Annotated in this window: 19 protein-coding genes; 5 read left to right on the forward strand and 14 right to left on the reverse strand. The window is 70.8% G+C overall.

Going from position 1 to position 23,376, the window contains the following annotated elements:
• Positions 1–37: 37 nt before the first annotated feature.
• Complete coding sequence (locus ACUKCB_RS17340) at positions 38–1,030, forward strand: GDSL-type esterase/lipase family protein (RefSeq protein ID WP_473036645.1); 993 nt, start codon at positions 38–40, stop codon at positions 1,028–1,030.
• 90 nt (positions 1,031–1,120) lie between these two features.
• On the opposite strand, the gene ACUKCB_RS17345 is transcribed toward ACUKCB_RS17340, so the two are convergent.
• Positions 1,121–1,666 carry a lysostaphin resistance A-like protein gene (locus tag ACUKCB_RS17345; RefSeq protein ID WP_473036646.1) on the reverse strand — a complete coding sequence of 182 codons (546 nt, stop codon included), beginning with the start codon at positions 1,664–1,666 and terminating at the stop codon, positions 1,121–1,123.
• A 423-nt stretch (positions 1,667–2,089) separates the two neighbouring features.
• Here ACUKCB_RS17345 and ACUKCB_RS17350 point away from each other — a divergent pair, with 423 nt between their 5' ends.
• Positions 2,090–3,403: an HNH endonuclease signature motif containing protein gene (locus ACUKCB_RS17350; RefSeq protein WP_473036647.1), complete on the forward strand. Its 1,314-nt coding sequence runs from the start codon at positions 2,090–2,092 to the stop codon at positions 3,401–3,403.
• Positions 3,404–3,585: 182 nt separating this feature from the next.
• Here the strand turns inward: ACUKCB_RS17350 and ACUKCB_RS17355 are convergent, their stop codons facing one another.
• Both ACUKCB_RS17355 and ACUKCB_RS17360 read right to left on the reverse strand, forming a co-directional pair.
• Positions 3,586–4,071: a hypothetical protein gene (locus tag ACUKCB_RS17355; protein ID WP_473036648.1), complete on the reverse strand. Its 486-nt coding sequence runs from the start codon at positions 4,069–4,071 to the stop codon at positions 3,586–3,588.
• Between the two features lie 64 nt (positions 4,072–4,135).
• Positions 4,136–4,486, reverse strand: a complete 351-nt coding sequence (locus ACUKCB_RS17360) for a hypothetical protein (protein WP_473036649.1) — start codon at positions 4,484–4,486, stop codon at positions 4,136–4,138.
• A gap of 97 nt (positions 4,487–4,583) precedes the next feature.
• Between ACUKCB_RS17360 and ACUKCB_RS17365 the strand changes: the two genes are divergently transcribed.
• Together ACUKCB_RS17365 and ACUKCB_RS17370 are read left to right on the forward strand one after the other, a co-directional pair.
• Positions 4,584–5,357, forward strand: a complete 774-nt coding sequence (locus ACUKCB_RS17365) for a helix-turn-helix domain-containing protein (protein WP_473036650.1) — start codon at positions 4,584–4,586, stop codon at positions 5,355–5,357.
• On the forward strand, positions 5,354–5,608 hold the full coding sequence (locus ACUKCB_RS17370) for a DUF397 domain-containing protein (RefSeq protein ID WP_473036651.1): 255 nt from the start codon (positions 5,354–5,356) through the stop codon (positions 5,606–5,608). The genes ACUKCB_RS17365 and ACUKCB_RS17370 overlap by 4 nt, the downstream gene beginning before the upstream one ends.
• A gap of 97 nt (positions 5,609–5,705) precedes the next feature.
• Here ACUKCB_RS17370 and ACUKCB_RS17375 read toward each other — a convergent pair whose 3' ends face one another.
• From ACUKCB_RS17375 to ACUKCB_RS17395, 5 genes are all read right to left on the reverse strand, one after another.
• Positions 5,706–6,200 (reverse strand): glutathione peroxidase, encoded by a 495-nt coding sequence (locus ACUKCB_RS17375; protein ID WP_473036652.1) that lies wholly within the window; start codon positions 6,198–6,200, stop codon positions 5,706–5,708.
• A 133-nt stretch (positions 6,201–6,333) separates the two neighbouring features.
• Positions 6,334–8,115 (reverse strand): ABC-F family ATP-binding cassette domain-containing protein, encoded by a 1,782-nt coding sequence (locus tag ACUKCB_RS17380; RefSeq protein WP_473036654.1) that lies wholly within the window; start codon positions 8,113–8,115, stop codon positions 6,334–6,336.
• 136 nt (positions 8,116–8,251) lie between these two features.
• Entirely contained in the window at positions 8,252–9,151 is a 900-nt protein-coding gene (locus ACUKCB_RS17385; protein WP_473036655.1) for a transketolase family protein, read from the reverse strand.
• 12 nt (positions 9,152–9,163) lie between these two features.
• Positions 9,164–9,874, reverse strand: a complete 711-nt coding sequence (locus ACUKCB_RS17390) for a thiamine pyrophosphate-dependent enzyme (protein ID WP_473036656.1) — start codon at positions 9,872–9,874, stop codon at positions 9,164–9,166.
• Between the two features lie 96 nt (positions 9,875–9,970).
• A complete protein-coding gene (locus tag ACUKCB_RS17395) occupies positions 9,971–10,921 on the reverse strand; it encodes a 4-(cytidine 5'-diphospho)-2-C-methyl-D-erythritol kinase (RefSeq protein ID WP_473036657.1) in 951 nt (316 codons plus the stop codon).
• A 259-nt stretch (positions 10,922–11,180) separates the two neighbouring features.
• Between ACUKCB_RS17395 and ACUKCB_RS17400 the strand changes: the two genes are divergently transcribed.
• Complete coding sequence (locus ACUKCB_RS17400) at positions 11,181–13,037, forward strand: serine/threonine-protein kinase (RefSeq protein WP_473036658.1); 1,857 nt, start codon at positions 11,181–11,183, stop codon at positions 13,035–13,037.
• Positions 13,038–13,118: 81 nt separating this feature from the next.
• Here the strand turns inward: ACUKCB_RS17400 and guaA are convergent, their stop codons facing one another.
• The 6 genes from guaA to ACUKCB_RS17430 form a co-directional block, all read right to left on the reverse strand.
• Positions 13,119–14,699 (reverse strand): glutamine-hydrolyzing GMP synthase, encoded by a 1,581-nt coding sequence (gene guaA, locus ACUKCB_RS17405; RefSeq protein WP_473036659.1) that lies wholly within the window; start codon positions 14,697–14,699, stop codon positions 13,119–13,121.
• 120 nt (positions 14,700–14,819) lie between these two features.
• Positions 14,820–15,833 (reverse strand): UDP-glucose 4-epimerase GalE, encoded by a 1,014-nt coding sequence (galE, locus tag ACUKCB_RS17410; RefSeq protein ID WP_473036660.1) that lies wholly within the window; start codon positions 15,831–15,833, stop codon positions 14,820–14,822.
• A 163-nt stretch (positions 15,834–15,996) separates the two neighbouring features.
• Positions 15,997–18,435 (reverse strand): endonuclease/exonuclease/phosphatase family protein, encoded by a 2,439-nt coding sequence (locus ACUKCB_RS17415; protein WP_473036661.1) that lies wholly within the window; start codon positions 18,433–18,435, stop codon positions 15,997–15,999.
• Positions 18,436–18,712: 277 nt separating this feature from the next.
• On the reverse strand, positions 18,713–21,250 hold the full coding sequence (locus ACUKCB_RS17420) for a polynucleotide kinase-phosphatase (RefSeq protein ID WP_473041051.1): 2,538 nt from the start codon (positions 21,248–21,250) through the stop codon (positions 18,713–18,715).
• Between the two features lie 53 nt (positions 21,251–21,303).
• Positions 21,304–22,833: a 3' terminal RNA ribose 2'-O-methyltransferase Hen1 gene (locus tag ACUKCB_RS17425; RefSeq protein WP_473036662.1), complete on the reverse strand. Its 1,530-nt coding sequence runs from the start codon at positions 22,831–22,833 to the stop codon at positions 21,304–21,306.
• A 64-nt stretch (positions 22,834–22,897) separates the two neighbouring features.
• Positions 22,898–23,362, reverse strand: coding sequence for a hypothetical protein (locus ACUKCB_RS17430; protein ID WP_473036663.1), 465 nt, complete (start codon positions 23,360–23,362; stop codon positions 22,898–22,900).
• Positions 23,363–23,376 lie beyond the last annotated feature (14 nt).

Genomic DNA, 23,376 nt, shown 5'->3' on the forward strand with positions numbered 1-23,376 from the left:
TGGGCCTTGGTTGGAGAGCACTTTGAGAATCCGATGGATGGCCGCGGTCGCCGCGGCCGTTGTGGTGGCGGGCTGCTCCGCAGGGGGCGAGGAGGAACCGGCCACGGCGCAGAGCTTCTACCTGTCCCTGGGCGACTCCCTGACGGTGGGTGTGCAGCCCGACCCCGAGGGACAGCCCGAGGAGACCTCCGAGGGGTACACGGACGTCCTGTACCGCTCGCTGAAGGACGCCGACTCCACGCTCCAGCACGAGCGCATGGGCTGCGGCGGTGAGGACACCACGACCTTCGTCGGGGGCGGCATCGCCGACTGTGACAGCCGCTACGAGGCGGGGTCCCAGCTCGACGAGGCCGAGGCGTTCCTGAAGGAGCACGGCGACCAGGTCGGACTGGTCACCCTCACCATCGGCGGCAACAACTTCACCAACTGCGTGGAGGGTGTGGACGCGGACCGCGACCCCGAGGCCGAACTCGACATCGACGACGTCGGTGTGGACGAGGAGTGCGTCGCGAACGGCCTGGAGCGGTTGGAGACCGAGGTCCCGGTGATCGCCGAACGGCTGACCGAGGCCGCGGGCCCAAAGACCCAGATCATCGGTATGACCTACTACAACCCGTTCCTGGCGCTGGCGCTGCTGGAGGAGCCGGAGTCCGAGGAGGACGCCGGGGGTTCCGAGGACGCCGAGGCGAGCGGGGACGCGGAGGCGAGCGGGGAATCCGAGGAGGAGCCGGAGCCCGCCGAGGATGCGGACGAGGACCTGGCCGCACGGACCGTCGAGATCCTGGGCGAGGTGAACGAGTCGCTGACCAACTCCTACCAGGCGGCCGGGATCGACGTGGCCGACGTGGACACCGTCTTCGACGGCACCGACACCGAGGTCCCCGCGGACAGTGAGACGGGCATGCCCGTCAACCTCCAGCGGATCTGCGACCTGACGTGGATGTGCGACCTCACCCGGGGCCCGGACATCCACACCAACCTGGCCGGAGCCCAGGCGATCGCCGGGGTCTTCGAGGAACAGGTCCGCTAGCCCTGCTCGGGACCCGTTAGGTCCCGGTTGGACGCCGGCCGGCGTCCGGCCGGGGCCCGGGCCCTCGGAACGGCGCCGGGGTGGGATCCCTCAGAGCGCGATCAGCCCGGCCCCGACGTTCACCAGGGCGTGCACCGCGGCGCCGGGGACGAACGTCCCGGTCCGGTGCCGCAGCCACCCGAGCAGCCACCCCGCGGCGAACTGCACCGGCAGGACCGGCCACAGCCGGGTGTCCACCAGGAGCAGGGCCGTGTGCGGGATGAGGAACAGCGCCGACTGCGCAAGGTTGCCCCAGAGGAAACCGAGCCGCCTGATCAGCGCACCGGCCAGCAGGCCCCGGAAGAGGGCCTCCTCACCGAAGGCGCGCAGCACCACCGCGACCACGGCACCGACCGAGGTGATCAGGGCGATCGAGACTCCGGGGGCTGTGAGCACCTCGGCGGGAACGAGCACGATCGAGAGCCAACTCGTCAGCAGCAGCGGCGGGAGCAGCAGCAGCGCCCACCCGTACGCGGACGCCGAACCCCGGGACGCGCCCACGCGTGTCAGTGCCTCCCCGAACGTTCGCTCCTTCCGGCGCGACCACACGAGGACGTACAGAAGCACGGGCGCGCAGAACAGGACGAACTCCACCATGCCCGCAGGCTATCGAGAGCGCCGCGGCCGTAGCCCGGCAAGGCCAGGGAACTGGTTCTGGGTCGGTCAGGGTTTGGGGGCGACCCCGTTCCCTGCCGCGTGATGGTGGCCGTCTTTCGCTTCGCTGCGGGCGCTCCACCTTGACCCGCTTCGCTACGACGGCGGATCGGCGGCTGTCAGGAAACGGGGGGCGTGTGGTCGGGGCGGGAGCGACGGCCCCCGCAAAGGGGCCCAACCACACGGCCTACGCCCCAGCACGACAGCGATAGGAATGGCGGCAGGTGCCTGGTTTTCCTAGCATGCCCTTGCGACGTTCCATGGGTTATCCACAGGGTCATTATGGACCATTTCAAGGACGGGCGGTGACAATAATAAGACTTCCGGGATATAGGCACTCAGCGGAGAGTTGCCTACTATTTAATTATGACCTTTTCTTTCGCAGCGCCCACGTCGACCACCGGGTCCACCCCGGTGGACGCGGCGGTGCGCGCTGCCCGGGAACAGGTCACCGCCTTCTTCGCCAAGGAGCTCGCACCCGGGTGCGCGGGTGAGGTCCTGGACCAGGCGACCCGGGTCTGGGAGGAGCTGGACCGGCTCAAACACCAGATGGTCGCGGCCCTGGCCCGTATCGAGGCCAGCGGACAGCTCCTGGACCAGGGCGGCCACCGGGACTTGGCCAAGTGGTTGCGCCACTCCTTCGCGATCTCCGCCGCCCAGGCCGGCGAACTGGCCTCCGTGGGGCGTGCGGATGCCCGCGATTCGATGCCGGACACCATCAAGGCACTGGAATCCGGAACACTTTCCTTCGGAGAGTCCGCCGCCATCGTCAAGAGCGTGGAACGAGCGGCGGAGAAAAGGGATACCCGGGACAACGAAGACCCGGAGCTGTTTCGGGCGAAGATGGAATCCGGACTGCTGTCCTTCAAGGAAATACGTCCGAACACCTCGGTCTCCGGGATCGGCCAGGCCGCCCACCAGCTCAGTGCCCGGTTGAACCCGAACCGGGCCGAACACGACCACGAGGCCGCCCACGCCGAACGGGGCGCGAAGCTGACCAGGACCTTCGGCGGGAGCTTCCTGTTCCAGGCCTGGGGGTCGGCCGCCGACGCACTGCGGTTGGAGGCGGCTCTGGAGGGCTACGCCAACCCCTACAACGCCGAGGACGGTCTTTCTCGGTCCCAGCGCACCTATGACGCGTTCTGCAACGCGGTGGGGTTCGCCCAGTCCCACCAGAAGTGCGAGAAGCCCACCACGGCTGCGGCGGTCATCAACATCCTCGTCCCCGCCACCACCCTGGCCGGTCTGGACGGGGACGACCCGGCCACCACCCAGGACGGGCAGGTGGTGCCGACCAGTGCCGTGCGCGAACTCCTCACCGACTCCCTGATCCGCCACCTGATGGTGGAACAGAACAGCGGCGCTGTGCTGGACGTGGGCCATGAGTACCGGGTCGCCACCCCCCGGATTCGGGCGGCCGCCTTCCTGGGTCACACCACCTGCGCTTGGCAGCACGGGTGCGACGTGCCTCTGAAGTGGACGCAGGCCGACCACATCGTGGAGTGGTGGCAGGGCGGGACGACCAGCGCCGACAACATCCAGCCCCTGTGCTCGACCCACAACCGGCTCAAACACCGGTGGGGACTGCGCCGGGACAAGAAGAGGTGGGCCGGGCGGACCCGGGGACGGCCGGGACACCCACCAGGACCACCGGCCCAGGTATCGCCCCTGCGTGAATGACCCCGAACCCCGCATGCCCACCACTGTCGTGCTGGGGCGTAGGCCGTGTGGTTGGGCCCCTTTCGGGGGCCGTCGCTCCCGCCCCGACCACACGCCCCCCGTTTCCTGACAGCCGCCGATCCGCCGTCGTAGCGAAGCGGGTCAAGGTGGAGCGCCCGCAGCGAAGCGAAAGACGGCCACCATCACGCGGCAGGGAACGGGGTCACCCCCAAACCCTGACCGGTCCGGACCCGGGCGACGCGGGCCCGCTGTTCGTGCTCCCGGTAATAGGTGCGCACCAGGTCGGTCCGTACGGCGACGGACACAGCATCGGCACCCACAGCCGAGGGATGACCGGGGCAGGCACGGAAGGTCGGCAGCAGTGCCCGAGGCGTGTCCGGGAGCGCGGGGGTGTTCGTGCCCGGGACCGGGGTGTGGCTGTCGACCGGACGTCGGGGCTGGGGGATGAACGGGCCGACCTGGTTCGGAGCCGGGTCCGAAGCACGGGTGTCGGTGCTGCTGGACGGGACTTTGTCGTACTCGGGCAGGGTGTAGCGGCGGACCCGGCGGGAGCGGCGCCGGTACTCGGCGGCCAAGGTACGCAGGTAGCCGGAGGGGTCGGCGTGCAGCCCGCCACAGGGGCGGAGCAGGCGCACCAGGGTGCACAAAGCGGCGGTAACGTACGTCATGGCAAGTGCTTCCTTCACTTGTCCGGGCCCGGGGTGTTACAGCACCGCCGGGCCGCTTCTGTTGTCAGGGCCTGCGGGGCAGGGGCGGGACGAACCCGGCGAATTCCTCGACCACTTCGTGTACCAGGCGGCGGACCTGGGACCGGGGGACGTAGCGCCAGGTACGGCCGTCCCGGGACTGGTAGACCCAGTGGCTGCGGTCCTTCAGCCCCAGGGCGACATTGCCCAGGTAGGCGGGGCCGACCAGCGCGCGTTCGAGGTCAGCGCCCCGGGTCCAGGGGAAGCGCCGCCATTCCACGGTGAAGGTCAGCCCCCGCATCTCACGGAAGGCCTGCAGGACCTCCGCCCGAGGGTCGGTGTTCTGGCTCCGAGTGGTCCGGGTGGTCTGCGTCTGCCGCTGTCCAAAAACGTCCATGCACCCAGGCTCGACGCCACTGCCCTGATACGCCAGAGAGATAACTCTTCCCGCAAGGACAGGGTAATGACAGAAGCACTCTGAGTATTCTTGCAACATGGATGGAGCACGCTTTCCGGCAAATCTGGCGAAAGTACGCGAACTGGCAGGACTGACACAGCGGCAGCTCGCAGCACGTGCGGGAACGTCCTCAGCTTCCGTATCCAGATGGGAAGCAGGCGTATCAACTCCGAAGCGTGACAACGTCCGTCTGCTGGATGACGCGGCGGGCGCACACGGTTCATTGCTCAAAGCATGGGCGGATGACCGCGAGGGCCGGGAGATTCCCGCCTACATGAGAGACCCGGGGAAACTGGAGGAGCTCACACAAGTCATCGAACTGATCAGCCCGCTGCTGATCCCCGGCCTTCTGCAATCCCCCTCGTACGCACGATTGATCTTCGAGGAATCCTTGATGGGCGAGGCCGGGGCGAACCTGGAAAAGCTGGTTTCCCTACGCTGTGGACGCTACGAGAAGTTGCGCAAGGCGAATGATCCGAAGGTCGTCGCGGTGTTTCCGGAAACGGCTCTGACGCTGGTTCCCGCGGAGGTTCGGGTCGAGCAGGCACACCATCTGCTGGGGTTGATCGACACAGGGCGGGTACGAGTGCACCTGGTCCCGACCGGGTCCCTGCTACTGGGGGTGACCTCCATGCTGCTGGTCTTCCACATGTATGACGGAGGAATCGCGGTCTCCAGCGACCACGTAGACGGTAACGTCATCTACGAAGACCCCTCCGGATACATGCGGTTGCAAGGTCTGGTGAAGCAAGCGCTGGGCGCTGCACTCCCCGTTGGTCAGTCGCGAAAAGCATTGGAAAAGCTACTGTGAGCAATCGAGAGTTCCACAAGTCGTCCTACTCGTCCTCAGGTGGCAACTGTGTCGAGGTGGCGGCCGTTCCGGGGAGCCAGGTCGCGGCAGAGAACAAGGACACCGGAGACGCGGCCTTCGTCCTTCGCGACTCCAAGAACCCCGACGCCGCCCCGCTGGTCTTCACCCGTGCCGAGTGGGACGCCTTCGTCGCCGGAGCCAAGGACGGCGAGTTCGACGCCGAACGCCTGCTCTCCCTCCTGGCCCGCTGACCCCTGCCCCTCCCCCGACCCTTCCGCCCCTCACAGCAAGGCCCCGGGATCCTGCCCCGGGGCCTGCACTTCACCCGAACGCTCCGGCTCTGCGGGCTCAGGCAGCGGACTCGGGGAGGTGCTTCTCGATGAGCTCGACGATCTCGGGAGCGTCGGGAACCGTGGCCGGACGGAAACGGTGGACGGTGTTGTCCGGCAGCACCAGGAACTTCTCGAAGTTCCACTTCACCTTCCCCGCCTTGCCCTCCGCGTCCGGAACCTCGGTGAGCTCGGCGTAGAGCGGGTGCCGGCCCTTCCCGTTGAGCTTCGCCTTGCTCATCATCGGGAAAGTGACCCCCCAGGTCATCGAGCAGTATTCGGCGATCTTGTCCTCACCGCCGAACTCCTGGAGGAACTGGTTGCTGGGGAAACCCAGCACGGTGAACCCGCGGTCGGCGTAGCGCTTCTGGAGGTCCTCCAGCGCGCCGTACTGCGGGGTGAGGCCGCAACGGGAGGCGACGTTCACCACCAGCCGCACCTTCCCGGACCACTCACCGAAGGTGGTCTCGCGGCCGTCGATCAGGGTCACCGGGATCTGGTCCAGGTCGGCCATGGGGTCTCCTCTACGTTCGGAACAGTGCTACGGAAACAGTGCTACGCGCCCTGTGAGCAGACTACGGGCGGCCGTCCGGGCACAGGGGCCCGGGCGACCGCCCATGGCTGGCACTCCCCGAAGGAAACCCCGTTCAGTCGCCGATCAGCTCGGCCTGCTCCAGCCAGACCATCTCCAGCTCGTCCTTCTCGGCGGTGAGGGTCTTGGCCTCGGCGTCGAGCTCGGCGAGCTTGGTGTAGTCCTCGGCCGCGGCGGCCATCTGCTCGTGCAACTGGGCCTCGCGCTTGGCGATCTTGTCCATCCGGCGCTCGACGCGCTGCATCTCCTTCTGCGCGGCGCGGCGCTCCGCCTGGGAGACCGCGGGCCGCTCGGCCGGGGCCTGGGCGGCGGCCGTCTCCGAGGCCCCCAGCGGCACGGTGACCTCGTCGGCGGTGGCCGCGCGACGGTCCAGGTACTCCTCGACCCCGCCGGGCAGGAACGCCAGCGAACCGTCGCCCATGAGCGCGAGCACCCGGTCGGTGATCCGCTCCAGGAAGTACCGGTCGTGGCTGACCAGCACCAGGGAACCGGGCCAGCCGTCGAGCAGGTCCTCCAGCTCGGTGAGGGTCTCGATGTCGAGGTCGTTGGTGGGCTCGTCCAGCAGCAGCACGTTCGGCTCGTCCATGAGCAGGCGCAGCAGCTGCAGACGGCGCCGCTCACCGCCGGACAGGTCGCCGATCGGCGTCCACTGCCGGTCGCCCCGGAAACCGAACTTCTCCAGCATCTGGCTGGCGGTGTAGTCCCGCTTGCCGATGGTGATGTGCTCCCGCACGTCCATCACGGCCTGGAGCGGGCGCATGGCGGGGTCCAGCTCGGCGATGTTCTGCGACAGGTGCGCCAGCTTGACGGTCCGGCCGGTGCGCACGGTGCCCGAGTCGGGCTCGCGCTCCTCGGCGAGGATCTTCAGCAGGGTGGACTTGCCCGCGCCGTTCACCCCGACCAGCCCGACCCGGTCGCCCGGGCCCAGCTGCCAGGTGAGCTCGTCCAGCAGGGTGCGCTCGGGGATGGCGACCGAGACCTTCTTCAGGTCGATGACGGTCTTGCCCAGCCGCGAGCTGGCGAAGCGGACGAGCTCCACGGAGTCACGGGGCGGCGGCTCGTTCGCGATGAGCTGGTTGGCCGCCTCGATCCGGAACTTGGGCTTGGAGGTACGCGCGGGCGCCCCACGGCGCAGCCAGGCCAGCTCCTTGCGCATCAGGTTCTGGCGGCGGTCCTCCTCGGCCGCGGCCTGACGGTCGCGTTCGGCCTTGGCCAGCACGTAGGCGGCGTACCCGCCCTCGTAGCGTTCGACAGCGCCGCGCCCGACCTCCCAGGTCCGGTTGGTCACCGCGTCCAGGAACCAGCGGTCGTGTGTGACGACCACAAGTGCCTCGGGACGGCCGCGCAGGTGCTGGGCGAGCCAGGCGATGCCCTCGATGTCGAGGTGGTTGGTGGGCTCGTCCAGGACGATGAGGTCGTGGTCGCCGACCAGCAGGCGCGCCAGCCCCGAACGGCGGCGCTCGCCACCGGACAGGCCGGACATGGGCAGGTCCAGGTCCCAGCCCCCGAGGAGGCCCTTCAGGATGTCGCGGATGCGCGGGTCGCCGGCCCACTCGTGTTCGGCCCGGTCGCCCAGCACGAACTCGCCGACGGTGCTGTCCGGGAAGTCGTCGCGCTGGTGCAGGAAACCGACCCGCAGCCCGCGGTTGTGCACGACGCGGCCGGAGTCGGGCTTGGTGAATCCGGACAGCACGGAGATCATCGTGGACTTACCACCACCGTTGCGGCCCACGACACCGATGCGTTCGCCCTCGTCCACGCCAAGGGACACCTTGTCGAGGAGTACGAGCGGCCCGTAGGCCAGGGACACGTCCTGAAGGTTGACCAGATTTGTCATCGCTCTCCATTGTGGCGTCAGCGCCCCAGTGCGCGGAACACACGACCGCGCGCACAGGACGGACGCAGGGGAACGCCCGGGTCCGCACCACGCACGGCCCCGGGCGGGTTCTGGGCGTCAGACCTTCGGAAAAGGCCTACACCAGGAAGAAGTCCCTGGCGGCCTTGGCGATTCCCTCAGCGTCCAGACCGTGCGCCCTGGCGTGCTCGGCCGGGGTGCCGTAGGCGCGCAGTTCGGTGTCCCTGGGCACGCCCAGGCTCAGCTGGCGGTGGCGCCGGTCGGCCAGGGCCTCGGAGACCTCGTGGGCGGAGGTCCCCCGCAGGTAGGGCTCGACCAGGAGCACGTCGGCGTTGCCCGCGGCGGCGGCCAGGGTGCTGAGCCCCTCCCGGTCGAAGGGGCGCACCGTGGAGGTGTAGGCGACGGTGACGTCGAGGCCGGCGGTGGCCTCCAGCACCCGGTCCAGCATCGGGCCGACCGCGACCACCACCCCGGCGGAGCGGGGCGAGCCCGTGCGCAGGACGTGCAGGCGGGGGCCGACCGGCAGGGCCGCCCGGTTCGAGGTGCCGGACAGCCGCAGGTAGGCGCGGTGGTCCCCCGGGATGTCCAGTTCCAGGGCTTCGGAGACCTCGTCGGGGTGGCCGGGGACGCGGACCGTCCATCCGGGCAGGGTGTCCAGCAGGGCGATGTCGCCGGGCGACTGGTGCGTGCGCCCCGCCGCGGCGGCGTCGTAGGAGCCCCCGATACTCACCAGCACCGCCCCCGCGTCCTGGTGGCCGAGGTCGATCTTGATCTGTTCGAAGGGGCGCTCGACGAGGAAGGGCGCGTAGCTGTGCACGACGGGCCGCATCCCGGTGAGCGCCAGCCCTCCGGCGACGCCGATCATGGCCTGTTCCCGGATACCCAGGTCGATGACGCGGTCCGGGTACCTCGTGGCCGAGCGCCGGAACATACCGGAGGAGATGACGGCGAGGACAAGTGCGGTGCGGGGGTCCTGTTCCAGGGCCCGGTTGACGGTGGCGGCGAAGGTCTCACGCATGGCCGGTGCTCCTCAGCTTCCGTTGCGGACGCGGGCGACGACGGCCAGCGGCCGTCCGTCGCGGGTACGGGTGAAGGCCTCGTCGAGTGCGTCGTGGTCGCGCCCGTTCACCTCACGGACCGCCCACCCCTCGACCTCGAAGCGGCGCCCGACCCCTCCGGGCCAACCGTGCTCCGCGGAGGCGTTGTCGACGACCACGACGGTCAGGTTGTCCGCGCCCAGGCGGCCCGCGGCGGCGATGGCCTCGTGGTTGCTGCCCTCGTCGAGTTCGCCGTCGCCGACGAGGACCACCACGCGGGGTTCGGTGCGGTCCGCCCTGCGCACGCCCCGGGCGCGCAGTCCCAGGGCGGTGCCCAGGCCCAGGGGCAGCCCGTGGCCCAGGGAGCCGCTGCCGATCTCCGCTCCGGGGACCAGGACGCGGTCGGGGTGGTGGCCGAGCGGGGAGTCGAAGGCGGTCCAGCCGCGCAGGGTGGGCACGTCGAGGAAGCCCTTGGCGGCGAGTACGGCGTAGAAGGCAGCCGGGCCGTGCCCCTTGGAGAGCAGGAAGCGGTCCCGGGCCGGGTCCTCGGCGGTGTCGGGGGTGACCTCGAGGACACGGTCGTAGAGCACCCAGAGCACGTCGAGGGTGGACGCGGAAGCCCCGTGGTGCTTCTCGTCGCCCTCCATGAGCCCGATGAGTGCCGGAAGGTCGGCGTACCTGGAGAAGGTGGCTGCGGTCGTCATACCGTCAGTGTTCTTCCTCAACCAAGGTTGAGGTCAATTGGCGGAGGCCCTTCCATGGCGGAGAAATCGTGGGTGATTTAACTCACAACACAACACTCACAGGACGGTGCTGCCGGGGACGTCCCCGTCCGCCGAGACCACCTGCTCGCACAGCCCCGTCGACCACAGGGCGGCCACCACCCCGGCCTCGCGCTCGGCGACCTCGGACGGGTCCTCGTCCCCGCCGCCGACCAGGAACGCGCAGGTGGGACCGGAACCGGACACCAGGGCCCCGAGAGCCCCGGCCGAGCGCCCCGCCTCCAGGGTCCGCTCGAGCTCGGGCAGCAGGGACAGCGCGGCGGGCTGGAGGTCGTTGCTCAGGGCGCGGCCCAGGGCCCGGGCCCCGCCGTCGGCCAGGGCCTTGGCCAGGGCGGCGTCCAGCCGCGGCTCGGGGGCGTCCGGACGCAGGCGGTCGTACTCGCCGAAGACGTCGGCTGTGGACAGGCCGCGGGTGGAGAGCGCGAAGACCCAGCGGAACCGTCCCGGACTCGCCAGGGGCTCCAGGAGCTCACCGCGCCCGGTACCCACCGCCGTGTCCCCGACCAGCCCGAAGGCCACGTCACTACCCAGCCGGGCGGCGAGTTCGAGGAGGCGTTCCCGAGGCAGGCCACAGCCCCACAGACGGTCACAGGCCACCAGGGCGGCCGCGGCGTCCGCGCTGCCGCCGGCCATGCCCCCGGCCACCGGGATGCGCTTGTCGATGTGGATGTCGACGGGAGAACCGGCCCCCGTCTCCTCGGCCAGCAGCGTCGCGGCACGGGCAGCGAGGTTGCTCCCGTCCAGCGGCACTCTGGCCAGGTGCGACTCCGACTGGCCGGTGGCGGTCAACTCGGTGAGGGCACGCGACTGACGCGGCGGCGCCGCCTTGACGGTAACCTCGTCGAACAGCGAGACGGCGTGGAACACGTTGACGAGGGCGTGGAATCCGTCCTCGCGTCTGGGCCCCACCGCCAACTGGAGGTTCACCTTCGCGGGTACCCGCACGGTTACGGTGGTATTAACGGTCACGAGTCCCCAATCGTAAAGGAACCCCCACCTTGCGTGAACACACACCCCCGCACGGGGTCCGCCGTGTTCACCGCATCCCACCGGCGCGGACACCGGCGCCGAGGAGGGCGGGACCCGGCGGTCCGGGATTCGTCACCACTGTCATGTCAGTTACCGCCCGACCCGCGAACGGCCCGATCCGGCCCGTGAGTGGGAATCAGGGCACAAACACCGCTACCTTGGGGCAAGGCGGAGTTTGGACACCGTCGGGGAGGGTCGCTTGCCGTCGGATGGGCTCCCGAAGAACCTGGAACCGCTGGCCGCCGGAGATCCGGCCACCATCGGTCCCTACGTGCTGTCCGGGAAGCTGGGTAGTGGCGGCATGGGAACCGTCTACCTGGGCAGCACGCCGGAGAAGAACAACCAGGTAGCCATCAAGGTCATCCGCCCTGAGCTCGCCTTCGACGAGCAGACCAGGGCGCGCTTTCGTGACGAGATGGAGAACGCCCGCAAGGTCGCCTCCTTCTGCACCGCCAAGGTGCTCGACCACGGGACGTTCGAGAACCGTCCCTACATGGTCACCGAGTACATCGCGGGCACCGCCCTGGCCGAGCACATAGCGGAGAACGGTCCCCTGGACTCCTCCACGCTGCACGGGTTCGCCCTGGGCGTGGCCGCCGCGCTCGCGGCCATCCACCGCACCGGGCTGGTCCACCGCGACCTCAAGCCCGCCAACGTCCTGCTGTCGCTGTCCGGCCCCCGGGTGATCGACTTCGGTATCGCGCGTGCGATGAACACCGCGACCAACCACACCCAGACCGGCATCGTCATGGGCAGCCCCGGCTGGATGGCACCCGAACAGCTGCTGGAGGAGCAGGTCACCACCTCGGCGGACATCTTCGCCTGGGGCTGTCTGGTGGCCTTCGCCGGCAACGGCACGCACCCCTTCGGCAACGGCGACGCGATGACGCTCGGCAAACGGGTCCTGTTCGCCGAACCACAGATCGGCAATCTCGACAGCCCGCTGGACCGCCTGGTGACCCGGGCCCTGGCCAAGGAACCGGGCCGTCGACCCACCGCCCAGGACCTGCTCCTGGAACTCGCCGGCGGCGAGGACACCACCAACCCCAACGACATGGTCTCCCACGCCCTGCACCAGTCGTGGCGGCCCAACCTGCCCCCGATGCCGCCCGGCATGCCCCACCCGGCGCACCCGGCGCACCAGACCATGACCGGGATGCGCCATCCGGTCCCCGGCCCGTACCAGGCCCCGCCGCAGATGCCGCCCCCCGCCCACCAGACCGGCAACTTCGCCCGTTCCCAGCAGGGGCCGCCCCCGGGCCACCCCGCGGCGGGGCACCCGCCCGGTCCGCCGCCGGGCAGCCACGGCCAGCAGCGCCGTCCGCCACCCGGCCCGCCACCCGCACAGCACCCCGCGGCCACCGGCCCCATCCCGATGGTGCCGCCCCCCGCCGAGCAGCAGCGGGGACCCCAGCCGTACGTGCCGCCGGTCCCGCCGCCACCGCACCGGCCCGCCGCCCCCGGCAGGCGGAACGGGCTCTACTGGGGCCTGTTCCTGGGCGCCGTCGGCCTCGTCCTGGCCCTCGCCCTGCTGATCACCTTCGTCGTCAGGGGCATGGACTTCGACAGCGGTGGCACCCAGCAGGAGGAGACCGGCGACTCCGCCCCCGGGCCGACCCTGCCCGACGACGACCTCGGTGACGCGGAGCCCACGGTCCCGGAGTCCACCGACGGCACCGGGCTCTCCGAGGACGGCGCGGTCCGGTACCGCGTCAACGACTTCCGCTGCGTCGACAACCTGCCGGGGCGCTCGAACATCGACAACGGCCTGTACTGCATGGCCGACCTGGTCCTGGAGAACCTCGGCGACACCGCGGTCGTGTTCAGCTCGCGGGAGCAGAAGCTGGTGACCGACAACAACCGGTGGGTCACCGCGGACACCCCGACCGCGACCGAGGAGAAGGCCGAACTGTGGTCGGCCGTCCCCTCCGGCGAGGAGGCCCAGGGCGAGCTGGTGTTCAGCGTCCGGATCGACGAGGAGCCCGAGATGCTGGCCCTCACCCACGCCCCCGACACCGAGCCGACCCGGATCGACGTCTTCCCGACCAGGGACTGACCCCAAGGGACAATGGCTCCCGAAACGGCGGCGGGGCCCGGCACACACGGTGTGCCGGGCCCCGCTACGTCCTGGGGAGGGTTACTCCCACTCGATGGTGCCCGGGGGCTTGCTGGTCACGTCCAGCGTCACCCGGTTGATCTCGCGCACCTCGTTGGTGATCCGGTTGGAGATACGGGCGAGCACGTCGTAGGGCACCCGCGACCAGTCGGCGGTCATCGCGTCCTCGCTGCTGACCGGACGCAGCACCACGGGGTGGCCGTAGGTGCGGCCGTCGCCCTGCACACCCACCGAACGCACGTCGGCGAGCAGCACGACCGGGCACTGCCAGATGTCGCGGTCCAGCCCGGCACGGGTGAGCTCCTCCCGGGCGATCGCGTCGGCCTCGCGCAGGATCTCCAGGCGCTCCCGGTTCACCTCCCCGATGATCCGGATGCCCAGGCCGGGGCCGGGGAAGGGCTGGCGCCACACCATCTCGGGCGGCAGACCCAGCTCCTCGCCGACCTTGCGCACCTCGTCCTTGAACAGCTCACGCAACGGCTCCACCAGGGTGAACTGGAGGTCGTCGGGCAGCCCGCCCACGTTGTGGTGCGACTTGATGTTCGCGGTGCCGGTGCCCCCGCCGGACTCGACGACGTCCGGGTACAGGGTGCCCTGGACCAGGAACTCGACCTCGGCGCCGCCCTCGCCACCCTCGGAGACGACCTCGCGGGCCGCCTGCTCGAAGACCCGGATGAACTCACGGCCGATGATCTTGCGCTTCTCCTCGGGGTCGCTCACCCCGGCCAGCGCGGACAGGAAGCGCTCCTCGGCGTCGACCACCTTCAGCTTGGCGCCGGTGATCGCGACGAAGTCCTTCTCGACCTGCTCGGCCTCGCCCTTGCGGAGCAGACCGTGGTCGACGAACACACACGTGAGTTGGTCGCCCACGGCGCGCTGAACCAGGGCCCCGGCCACGGCGGAGTCCACGCCACCGCTGAGACCGCAGATGACCCGCTTGTCGCCGATCTGCCCGCGGATGCGCTCCAGCTGCTCCTCGACGATGTTCACCATCGTCCAGGTGGGGCGGCACCCGGCGCCCTCGTAGAGGAAGCGGCGCATCAGGTCCTGGCCGTGCTCGGTGTGCATCACCTCGGGGTGGAACTGCACGCCGAACAGGCGGCGGTCGGTGTCCTCGAAGGCGGCGACCGGGGCACCCTCGGTGCTGGCGGTGCTCTTGAAGCCCGCCGGGGCCTGCACCACGGAGTCCCCGTGCGACATCCACACGCTCAGGCCCTCGGGCAGGCCCTCGAACAGCACGGAGTCGACCTCGGCGGACAGTTCGGTGCGGCCGAACTCGCTCAGGTCGGTCCTGTCCACGACCCCGCCCAGGGCGCGCGTCATGGCCTGGAAGCCGTAGCAGATACCGAAGGTCGGAACCCCGGTCTCGAAGAGCTCGGGCCCCACGCTCGGGGCGCCCTCGGCGTACACCGAGGAGGGGCCGCCGGAGAGGATGATGGCCTTGGGTTTCTTGGCGAGCATCTCCTCGACGGGCATGGTCGAGGGCACGATCTCGCTGTGCACGTGGCATTCCCGGACCCGCCGTGCGATCAGCTGCGCGTACTGCGCACCGAAGTCGACGACGAGGACGGTGTCGAACGTGCTGTCAGCACCAACGGACACGACGGAGGACCTTCCGCAGAAAAATGGGATGTCCGTCCAGTCTAGGGCGTTGTCCGAGGCCGGGGCGCACCGGCGGATGTGCCGCCCGGCACGCGGATCCGGCCGGGCAGCGGGGCCGGATCAGCCCGCGAATCCGCCGGGGTTGGCGGACTGCCAGCGCCAGCTGTCCCGGCAGGCGTCGTCGATGGTGAGTACGGCCTTCCAGCCCAGGTCGCGGGCGGCGGCGGAGGGGTCGGCGTAGCAGACGGCGATGTCGCCGGGGCGGCGGCCGACCACCTCGTACGGGATGGGCGACCCGGTGGCGCGCTCGAAGGAGCGCAGGCCCTCCATGACCGAGGTGCCCTGTCCGGTGCCGAGGTTGTACACCCGGTGTCCGGGGGCGTCGGCCAGGTGGTCCACGGCGGCCAGGTGGCCGTTGGCGAGGTCCACGACGTGCAGGTAGTCGCGCACGCCGGTGCCGTCGGGGGTGTCGTAGTCGTCGCCGAACACGCTCAGCCGCTCGCGGCGCCCGGAGGCCACCTGCGCGATGTAGGGGAAGAGGTTGTTCGGGACACCCTGGGGGTCCTCCCCGATCAGACCACTGGCGTGGGCGCCGATCGGGTTGAAGTAGCGCAGCGAGATGATGTTCCACCGCGGGTCGGAGGTGGCCAGGTCGTCCAGGATCTGCTCGGCGAACAGCTTGCTGCTGCCGTAGGGGTTGGTGGCCGACAGCCGGGTGTCCTCGGTGATGGGCACGCGGTCGGGGTCGCCGTAGACGGTGGCCGAGGAGCTGAGGACGAGGTCGCGCACCCCGGCGGCGTCCATGGTCTCGCACAGGGTCAGGAGCGCGTTGAGGTTGTTGCGGTAGTAGCGCAGTGGCTGCTGGACGGACTCGCCCACCGCCTTGAGCCCGGCCAGATGGATGACCGCGTCGATGTCGTGCCGGTCGAACACCGCGCGCATCACCTCGGGGTCGGTGCAGTCCGCCCGGTGGAAGGTGAGCGTACGACCGGTGATCCGCTCCACCCGGCGCAGGGCCTCCTCGTGGCTGTTGACCAGGGAGTCGACCACCACGACCTCGTGCCCGGCCTGGAGCAGTTCGACGGCGGTGTGGGTGCCGATGTACCCGGCGCCGCCGGTGAGCAGTACGTTCATCGATTTTCCCTGGAAGAGGGCTGTGCGGACCCCTCCAGGATAGGGGCAGCCGCCGAGCCGTCCGGAGACTCCGGGAGGGTGTCCCGGACGTGTGAGGGGGCGGACACCGTCGCGGTGCCCGCCCCGTCACGGTTGGTCGGGATTCGGCTCCCGGCCCTGCGGCTCAGCCCCGCCCGGGCGAAGTGCTGCGCCGGGTGTCGATCCGCAGCACCTGCGGGTCATGGTCGCTGACCTGGTCGTGGAACTCGGAGTTGATCCGGGCGACCTCGTAGTCGACCCGCCCGGCCAGGGCCCCGTTGACCAGGATGTGGTCGAGCGCCTGGGAGTTGCCGTCGTAGACGTAGTTGTACCGCTCCTGCGGCTCCAACAGGTCCACCATCGGGTTGGTGAGCGCGCCGTCCCCGGTGAGGATGTCCAGGGTGGTGGAGAACTGGAAGTCGTTCAGGTCCCCCATCACCACCAGGTTGGCCTCGGGGTCCACCGCGAGGAGCTCGTCGGCGAACTCGCGGACCAGGGCTGCCTGCGCGTGGCGCTGGGTCTCGCTGACCCGCTCCGGCGGCTGGTTGACCCCGTGCAGGGCCTGGTCGCCGCCCTTGGAGTTGAAGTGGTTGGTGACCACGTACACGTCGCGGTTGAGCGCGCGGAAGTGGCCGACCAGCGGCTTGCGGCTGGACTCCCAGGCCTCGTCCTGCGGGGCGATCCGCCCCGGTGAGACGGACAGCTCGGCGCCGCGCTCGCCTTCCAGGACTTCGACGGGGGTGGTGGCGTCGCCGCCCGCCGCGTCGACGTAGCGGACCCGGTCCGGGTCGAAGAGGAAGGCGTTGCGGATGTTGCCGCCCGGCTGGCCGCCGTCCTGCTTGTCCTCGGGGCTGATCTGGCGCCACTCGTAGGCGGGCCCGCCCGCGGCCGCGATGGCTCCGGTGAGGCGGTCCAGGGTCACGTCGGCGTCCACGGTGCCGTCGTCACTCGCGCTGCTGTTGTCCTGGATCTCCTCCAGCCCGACGATGTCGGGTGAGCCCAGGTAGTCCACGAAGCCCTCGGCCAGGGCGTCGAAGTCGGCCTGGTCGTCCGCGCCGCCGAGGTTCTCGACGTTGTACGTGGCGACGCTGATCTCGTGCCGCTCGGTCTCCCGGACCGGGGTGCGCTCCAGGTCGCCGGGCACGTGCTCGCCCAGGGTGGTGGCGCGGACCAGGTAGCCGCCGAACCGGCTGTAGTAGACCGGGCCCTCGGTGATCCCGGCGAGGGTGTCGCCGACGTTCGCGTTCGGGAACGGGCGCACGTCCCGGTCCAGGAGGGACTCGATCTTCACCCGGCCGCTGTTGGGCTCCTCGTAGGAGCCGTAGCGGGCGCCCCCGTTGGCCGTGGGGTTCTCGTCGGGCCGGGTGGTCACCCACAGGGCGTCGTAGCCGTCGGTGGCGCCGATGATCGGGGCGTCCTCCACCCGGACGCGCATGTGTTCGTGGGCCTCCCAGAAGTCCAGTGCGTACTTGTCGGGTCGCAGCTCCAGATCCGTGATGTCGCCGCCGTGGTCCGGGGCGTAGGTCTCGGGGATGGCGTCGGCGTCGAGCAGGACCGACTCGGGCAGGTCGTTGCCCCGGGAGACGGTGGTCCACCGGGCCCGGTCGAGCTGGGTGATGCTCTGGGCTCCGCCCTGGGGACGGTACTCGCTGACCCGTCCGGCGACCAGGACCTCGTCGCCGACCGCGACGTCGGGGGTGGTGGAGCCGGTGAAGACGAACAGCGCCTCGCTGGTGCGGGGGTCGTCGTCGCCCTCGGGGTCCTGGAACCAGAAGCCCTGGGCGCTGCCGAAGGCGTTGACCGCGGTGACCACGCCGGGCAGGCCGGAGACCTCCTCACCCACGTGGGGCGAGGTCCGGCCGGTCCCCTGGATGTCGTGGACGGCCAGGTCACCGGGTTCGACCGGGTCCCCGGGGTCACCGCCGCCGGGGTCCCCGACCGTCTCGCCCGCGCTGTTGACGGGGTTCGGTTCCGCCACGGTGAAGTCGGCGGAGTTGTTCCCGGTGTCGGTGAAGGCAGAGTCACGGGAGGCCGAGGTGGTGTTGCTGGTTCCCGCAGCGGGCGAGGTGGCGTGCACCACGGCGCCGCCGTAGCCCACCACGTCGATGATGCTTCCGTCCTCGGCGCAGGTCGCAGCGGTGCGGCACTCGACGGGGTCGGTGCCCTCCACCAGGAGAACGGCCCCGGCGGTGGCCGACATGTTGGTGTTCCCGGTGTCGTCGGGTTCGGGCAGTTCGATGGTGCCGCCCCTGCCCGCCGACTGCCGGATCAGGTGGTGCCCGTCCGCGGGGATGCTGCCGTCGAGCGGGGTGACCTGGACCCGGGTGGCGTCGCTGGGCCGTGCCGGGAGGTACTGCACGCTCCACCCGGCCAGGTCGACGGCCATGTCGGTGGGGTTGCCCAGCTCGACGAAGTCGTGCCGCAGTTCGGCTCCGCTGTTGCCACCGCCGCCGTACACCTCGCTGATGACCGGACCGTCGGCCGCGGCCAGGGCGGGCACCGGGGCGAGCAGGCCCGCGGCCAGGGCTGCCGCCGCGACCGCCGCCGAGGCACGGGTTGTGGGTCTGGAGGGGGTTGGGGACACGCCTGCTCCGATTTCTCCGGGGGTCTGGTGCGGCCACATCATGGCGCTCGCGGATGTCCGCTCGAAAGAGACGACGTGAAAAGAAGGCGACTCGGTGCCCGATTGTTGTGATCACACGACAACCGAGAGCTCGGGCTTCGGTGTGATCCTCCAAACTCCGGACTCCCGGAGTCGGGCGACCGAGTCATTGGTCCGGACCGGTCCAACCGCCGGGCCCGCTGCCCGCCCCGGACGGGGCAGGGCGTACGAAGGCGCCCCGCCCGTCGGTCCCGCACGGTCACAGCCTCGGGTCCACCGGCTCGGTCTCCAGGGCCAGGATCGCGAAGACCGGCTCGTGCACCCGCCACAGGGGCTCACCCGCGGCCCGGCGGGTCAGGGCCTCCAGCCCGAGCTTGTGCTCGCGCATGGCCAGCCCGCTCTTTCGGCCGAGCTTGCGGTCCTTGAGCACCGCGATCCGCTCCGGGTCGGTGTAGTCCGGCCCGTAGACGAGCCGCAGGTACTCCGGTCCGCGGACCTTCAGCCCCGGCTGGGCCAGGCCCTTGCGGCCCTTGGCCCGGGCACCGAGCAGCGGCTTGACCACCATGCCCTCGCCGCCGCGGTCGACCATCTCCCGCCACCAGGCGGCCGCGGCCGCGCAGGCGTCCGGGTCCGTGGTGTCCACCACCCGGTAGCGGGTGGTGGACACCATCCCGCCGGTCCCGGCCAGCTGTTCGGCCACCCCCATGTGCCAGAGGTGGTCGGCATCGCCGTACTCCCGGCCCTCGGAGGCCAACAGCATGAACGGGGCGTAGCGCAGCCCGTCCGCGCCCTCGGTCTCCCAGGAGTAACGGCGGTAGACCGCGCTGAACGCCTCCGTCTGCTCGGTGCGGCGCGCGATGGTCTCCGCCAGTCCCCCGACGTCCACGCCCCGCTCGGCCGCCGCGGCCAGGGCGGCCGCGGCGGCGGGCAGCGAGGCCCGGGCGGCGGCGCCCACGGACGCGTACTGCTCTCGGATGAGCGAACGCGCCTTGGCCGACCAGGGCAGCATCTCGCCGTCCAGGGCCACCCAGTCCGTGCCGAGCCTGTCCCACAGGTCCGCGTCGGTGACCGCCTGCCGCAGCCTGCGGACCACCTCGGCCTGGACCGCGGGGTCCCTGAAGAAGGGGCGTCCGGTGCGGGTGTGGACGGTGCCGAGCTCACCCGGGACGAAGCGCCGTTCGGCGGCGGCCTCGTCACGGCACAGCACGGCGACCGCGCGCGAGCCCATGTGCTTCTCCTCGCAGATCACCTGCCCGACGCCGGAGCCCCGGTAGGAGGCGAAGGCCTCGTCGGGGTGCTCCAGCAGCCCGGGGTCGGCGGCGGTCGGTGCGGGGGCCATGGTCGGCGGCAGGTAGACCAGCCATCGGGGGTCCACCGAGAAGCGGCTCATCACCTCCAGCGCGGCCATGGTGCTCTCGGCGTCGGCGCGCACGGTGCCGTGGGCGGTTTCGACGAACAGCCCGGACCCCTGCTCGCCCAACCCGACGTCGTTGATGTCGATGACCTGGCCGGCGCCCCCGTCGTCCCGCTCCGGCGGGCTCTGCACCAGCGGCCGGACCGGCTCGTACCAGGTGCGCTCGGCGTCCACGTCCACGATCTCCCGTTCGGGGTAGCGCAGCGCGGTGAGCTTTCCGCCGAACACGCAGCCGGTGTCCAGGCAGATGGTCCGGTTGAGCCACTCGGCCTTGTTCGTGGGCACGTGCCCGTAGACCACCATCGCCCTGCCTCGGTAGTCGCGGGCCCAGGGCAGCCGGACGGGGAGGCCGAATTCGTCGGTCTCGCCGGTGGTCTCGCCGTACAGGGCGAAGGAGCGCACCCGGCCCGAGGCACGGCCGTGGTACTCCTCCTTCAGCCCGGCGTGCGCCACCACCAGCCTGCCGCCGTCCAGCAGCAGGTGGCTGACGAGGCCGTCGCAGAAGTCCAGCACCCGTGCGCGGAACTCCTCGCTCTCCCGGCCCAGCTGTTCGACCGTCTCGGCAAGACCGTGGGTCAGCCGGCCCTTGCCGCTCCTGAGGTACCGGACCAGCTTGTTCTCGTGGTTTCCGGGCACGCAGAGGGCGTCGCCCTCGGCGACCATGCCCATGACCAGGCGCAGCACCCCGGGGCTGTCCGGCCCGCGGTCCACGAGGTCGCCGACGAACACGGCCGTGCGGCCCTGCGGGTGCCGGGCCCCGACCGGGCGGCCCTCGCCGTCGCGGCGCAGTTCGTAGCCGAGCTCCGCCAGCAGGGACTCCAGTTCGGATCGGCAGCCGTGGACGTCACCGACGATGTCGAAGGGCCCGGTGAGCTCGGTGCGGTCCGGCCAGGGGCGTTCCAGCTCGATGCGGACGGCGTCGATCTCCTCCTGCCCCCTGAGGACGTACACCTTGCGCACGCCCTCGCGGGCCATCCGCTTGATCCCGCCGGTGAGGTCGCGCCGCTGACGGCGGATGACGTGGTCGCCGAAGTCGCGGTCGGGGCGGACGCGGTTGCGTTCGCGGGCCAGTGCCTCGGGCACGTCGAGCACGATCGCGGTGGTGAGGACGTTGTTGTCCTTGGCGATACGGATCAGGTGCTCACGCGCCCCGCGCTGGACGTTGGTGGCGTCCACGACGGTGAGCAGCCCGCGCCGCAGCCGGATGTCCACGATGGTGCCGAGCAGTGCGAAGGCGTCGGAGGTCGCGGTCTGGTCGTTCTCGTCGTCGCTGACCATGCCCCGGCAGAAGTCGGAGCCGATCACCTGGGTGGGCTTGAAGTGCCTGGCGGCGAAGGTGGACTTGCCCGACCCGGAGACCCCGACCAGCAGGACGAGCCCCATCCGGGGCACGCGGAGCACTCGGGGCTCGCGGGCGGCCTCGTCGTTCGACTCGTTCAATTGGTGAAGACTCCCATCTGGGTCGGGGCCCCGGTCTCGGGGTGTTCGGGGCCGACCGGCAGGCGGCGGACGGTGTAACCGTGTTCGGCGGCGACGCGGTCGGCCCAGGCGGCGAACTCGGCGCGGGTCCACTCGAAGCGGTGGTCTGCGTGCCGGAACGCGCCCTCGGCCAGGCCCTCGTAGTGGCGGTTGTACTCGACGTTGGGTGTGGTGACCACGACGACGCGGGGGGCGGCGTCGCCGAAGACCACGTTCTCCATGGCGGGCAGCCGGGAGGGGTCGAGGTGTTCGACGACCTCCATGAGCACCGCCGCGTCGTGGCCGTGGAAGCGCCGGTCCCGGTAGACCACGGAGCCCAGCAGCAGTTCGGGGCGGGGCCGACGGGCCGACCGGTCGCCGGGGCGGGCGTCGTGGTCGGTGAACAAGCTTCGGTGCCGCCCACCCCCGTCCGGGTGGCAGCCCTTGCAGAGCCTGCGGTGGGCGGCCTCCAGGCTGCCCGCGTGGACGTCCACCCCGGTGATCCGGTCCAGGGCGCGGACTCCGGCCAGCCGCTCCAGCAGTCTGCCGCCGCCGCAGCCCAGGTCGATGACGCTGGTGGCCCGCTCGGCCTCCAGCACTGCCAGGACCGCGCCCGCACGCTGCTCGGCCAGCGAGGGCTCGCGCTCCTCGACCGCCGGATCGCGCGGGACCGCCCCGGTCGCCTCCCCCTCCTCGGTCTCGGTTTCGGGCTCGGCGCTCCGGTCGTCGGCCTCGGCCAGCCGGGTCATGGCGGTGCGCACGTAGCGGTCCCGGCGGGCGAGGTAGCGCCGGGCGATCCACCCCCGTTCGGGGTGCCCGGCCAACCAGCCCGCACCCGCACCGGTCCCGTCCTCGACCCCGTCGACCGGGGCGCCGCCCGCGCGCAGGAGCTTGTCGATCTCGGTGGAGTCCACCCAGTAGTGCTTGTTGCCGCCCTCCATCGCGGGCAGCAGCACGTACAGGTGGCTGAGCGCCTCGGACAGCCGCAGGGTTCCGGTCAGGGTGAGCGACAGGTGGTGCGAGTCGCCCCAGCCGGGCAGCCCCGGGTCGAGCGGGACCGGTTCGGCCCGGACCGTCCAGCCCAATGGTTCGAAGAGCGCCCTGGCCTTCTCCGGACCGGGGCGGCAGGGGACCGCGGGCAGGTGCAGGACCAGCGGGATGGGTGTGCCGGCCAGCTCGGGACGGCTCCGGCTCACGCCCCGGATCGCGGTCCGCAGGACCTTGCCCAGGGCCACCGTGAACAGGGAGGAGGAGGCGTAGGGCCGGTCGTTCACGTACTGTGCCAGGGCGAAGTCGGGTGTGCTCACCGACGTGCGCGTACGCAACAGCGCCTGCGGGTCCGTCTCGAGGAGGAGGGCCGCGGTGCAGCGCTCCTCGGTGGCCTCGGGGTAGAAGACGTGCGCCGTCCCGAAGGACTGCTCGAAGCTCTGCGCCTTGTCGGGGTGCTTGTGCAGCAGGTGTCCGAGGTCCGTCGCCGGCCGGGCTGTGGTGGTGATCGTCAGTAGCACCCGTGCATTGTGTCCGACCCCGCCCGCGGCCGACCAGTGTTTTTCGGCCCACGGCACGGACGTGTCAGGTCCGGGGATCGCTGCTGTCGTCCTCGGGGGAGACCGGGGGTGCGGCGCGGCGCCGGTGGAGGCTGCTGGTCACCAGGACCGGAAGGGTGACCGCGAGGGTCATGGCGACCAGGCCCAGGGCCCTGCCCCAGAGCGGGTGCTGCATGACCGGGTACTCGGTGAGGGGCAGGGCGGCGTAGACCAGGTACAGGGGGACCGAGAGCAGCGCGGTCGGCAGGGGGTGGGGCAGGCCGAGCAGCCTCAGTAGGAGCCACGCCAGGAGAGGTGCGGCGGCCAGTGTCACGAACACGGTGACGCGCAGCTTGTCGGCGTCGACCCCGAGCACCCCGGTGTCGGAGACCTCGACCACGAGTACGAGGTAGAACCAGGCGATCAGCAGGGACAGCAGGGTCGCCCCGGCCCCGGCCACGATGCCGAGGAGGAGGGCTTGGCGGGGACTCACGGGGGGTGTGCGGCTCATGGGCCCATTCTTGC

It is taken from the genome of Nocardiopsis moroccensis (assembly GCF_055763695.1).

Coding starts and splice junctions, on each gene's coding strand:
- ACUKCB_RS17340 (WP_473036645.1), top strand. CDS start 38: ATGGCCGCGGTCGCCGCGGCCGTTGTGGTGGCGGGCTGCTCCGCAGGG.
- ACUKCB_RS17345 (WP_473036646.1), bottom strand. CDS start 1,666: ATGGTGGAGTTCGTCCTGTTCTGCGCGCCCGTGCTTCTGTACGTCCTC.
- ACUKCB_RS17350 (WP_473036647.1), top strand. CDS start 2,090: ATGACCTTTTCTTTCGCAGCGCCCACGTCGACCACCGGGTCCACCCCG.
- ACUKCB_RS17355 (WP_473036648.1), bottom strand. CDS start 4,071: ATGACGTACGTTACCGCCGCTTTGTGCACCCTGGTGCGCCTGCTCCGC.
- ACUKCB_RS17360 (WP_473036649.1), bottom strand. CDS start 4,486: ATGGACGTTTTTGGACAGCGGCAGACGCAGACCACCCGGACCACTCGG.
- ACUKCB_RS17365 (WP_473036650.1), top strand. CDS start 4,584: ATGGATGGAGCACGCTTTCCGGCAAATCTGGCGAAAGTACGCGAACTG.
- ACUKCB_RS17375 (WP_473036652.1), bottom strand. CDS start 6,200: ATGGCCGACCTGGACCAGATCCCGGTGACCCTGATCGACGGCCGCGAG.
- ACUKCB_RS17380 (WP_473036654.1), bottom strand. CDS start 8,115: ATGACAAATCTGGTCAACCTTCAGGACGTGTCCCTGGCCTACGGGCCG.
- ACUKCB_RS17385 (WP_473036655.1), bottom strand. CDS start 9,151: ATGCGTGAGACCTTCGCCGCCACCGTCAACCGGGCCCTGGAACAGGAC.
- ACUKCB_RS17390 (WP_473036656.1), bottom strand. CDS start 9,874: ATGACGACCGCAGCCACCTTCTCCAGGTACGCCGACCTTCCGGCACTC.
- galE (WP_473036660.1), bottom strand. CDS start 15,833: ATGAACGTACTGCTCACCGGCGGCGCCGGGTACATCGGCACCCACACC.
- ACUKCB_RS17420 (WP_473041051.1), bottom strand. CDS start 21,250: ATGGGGCTCGTCCTGCTGGTCGGGGTCTCCGGGTCGGGCAAGTCCACC.
- ACUKCB_RS17430 (WP_473036663.1), bottom strand. CDS start 23,362: ATGAGCCGCACACCCCCCGTGAGTCCCCGCCAAGCCCTCCTCCTCGGC.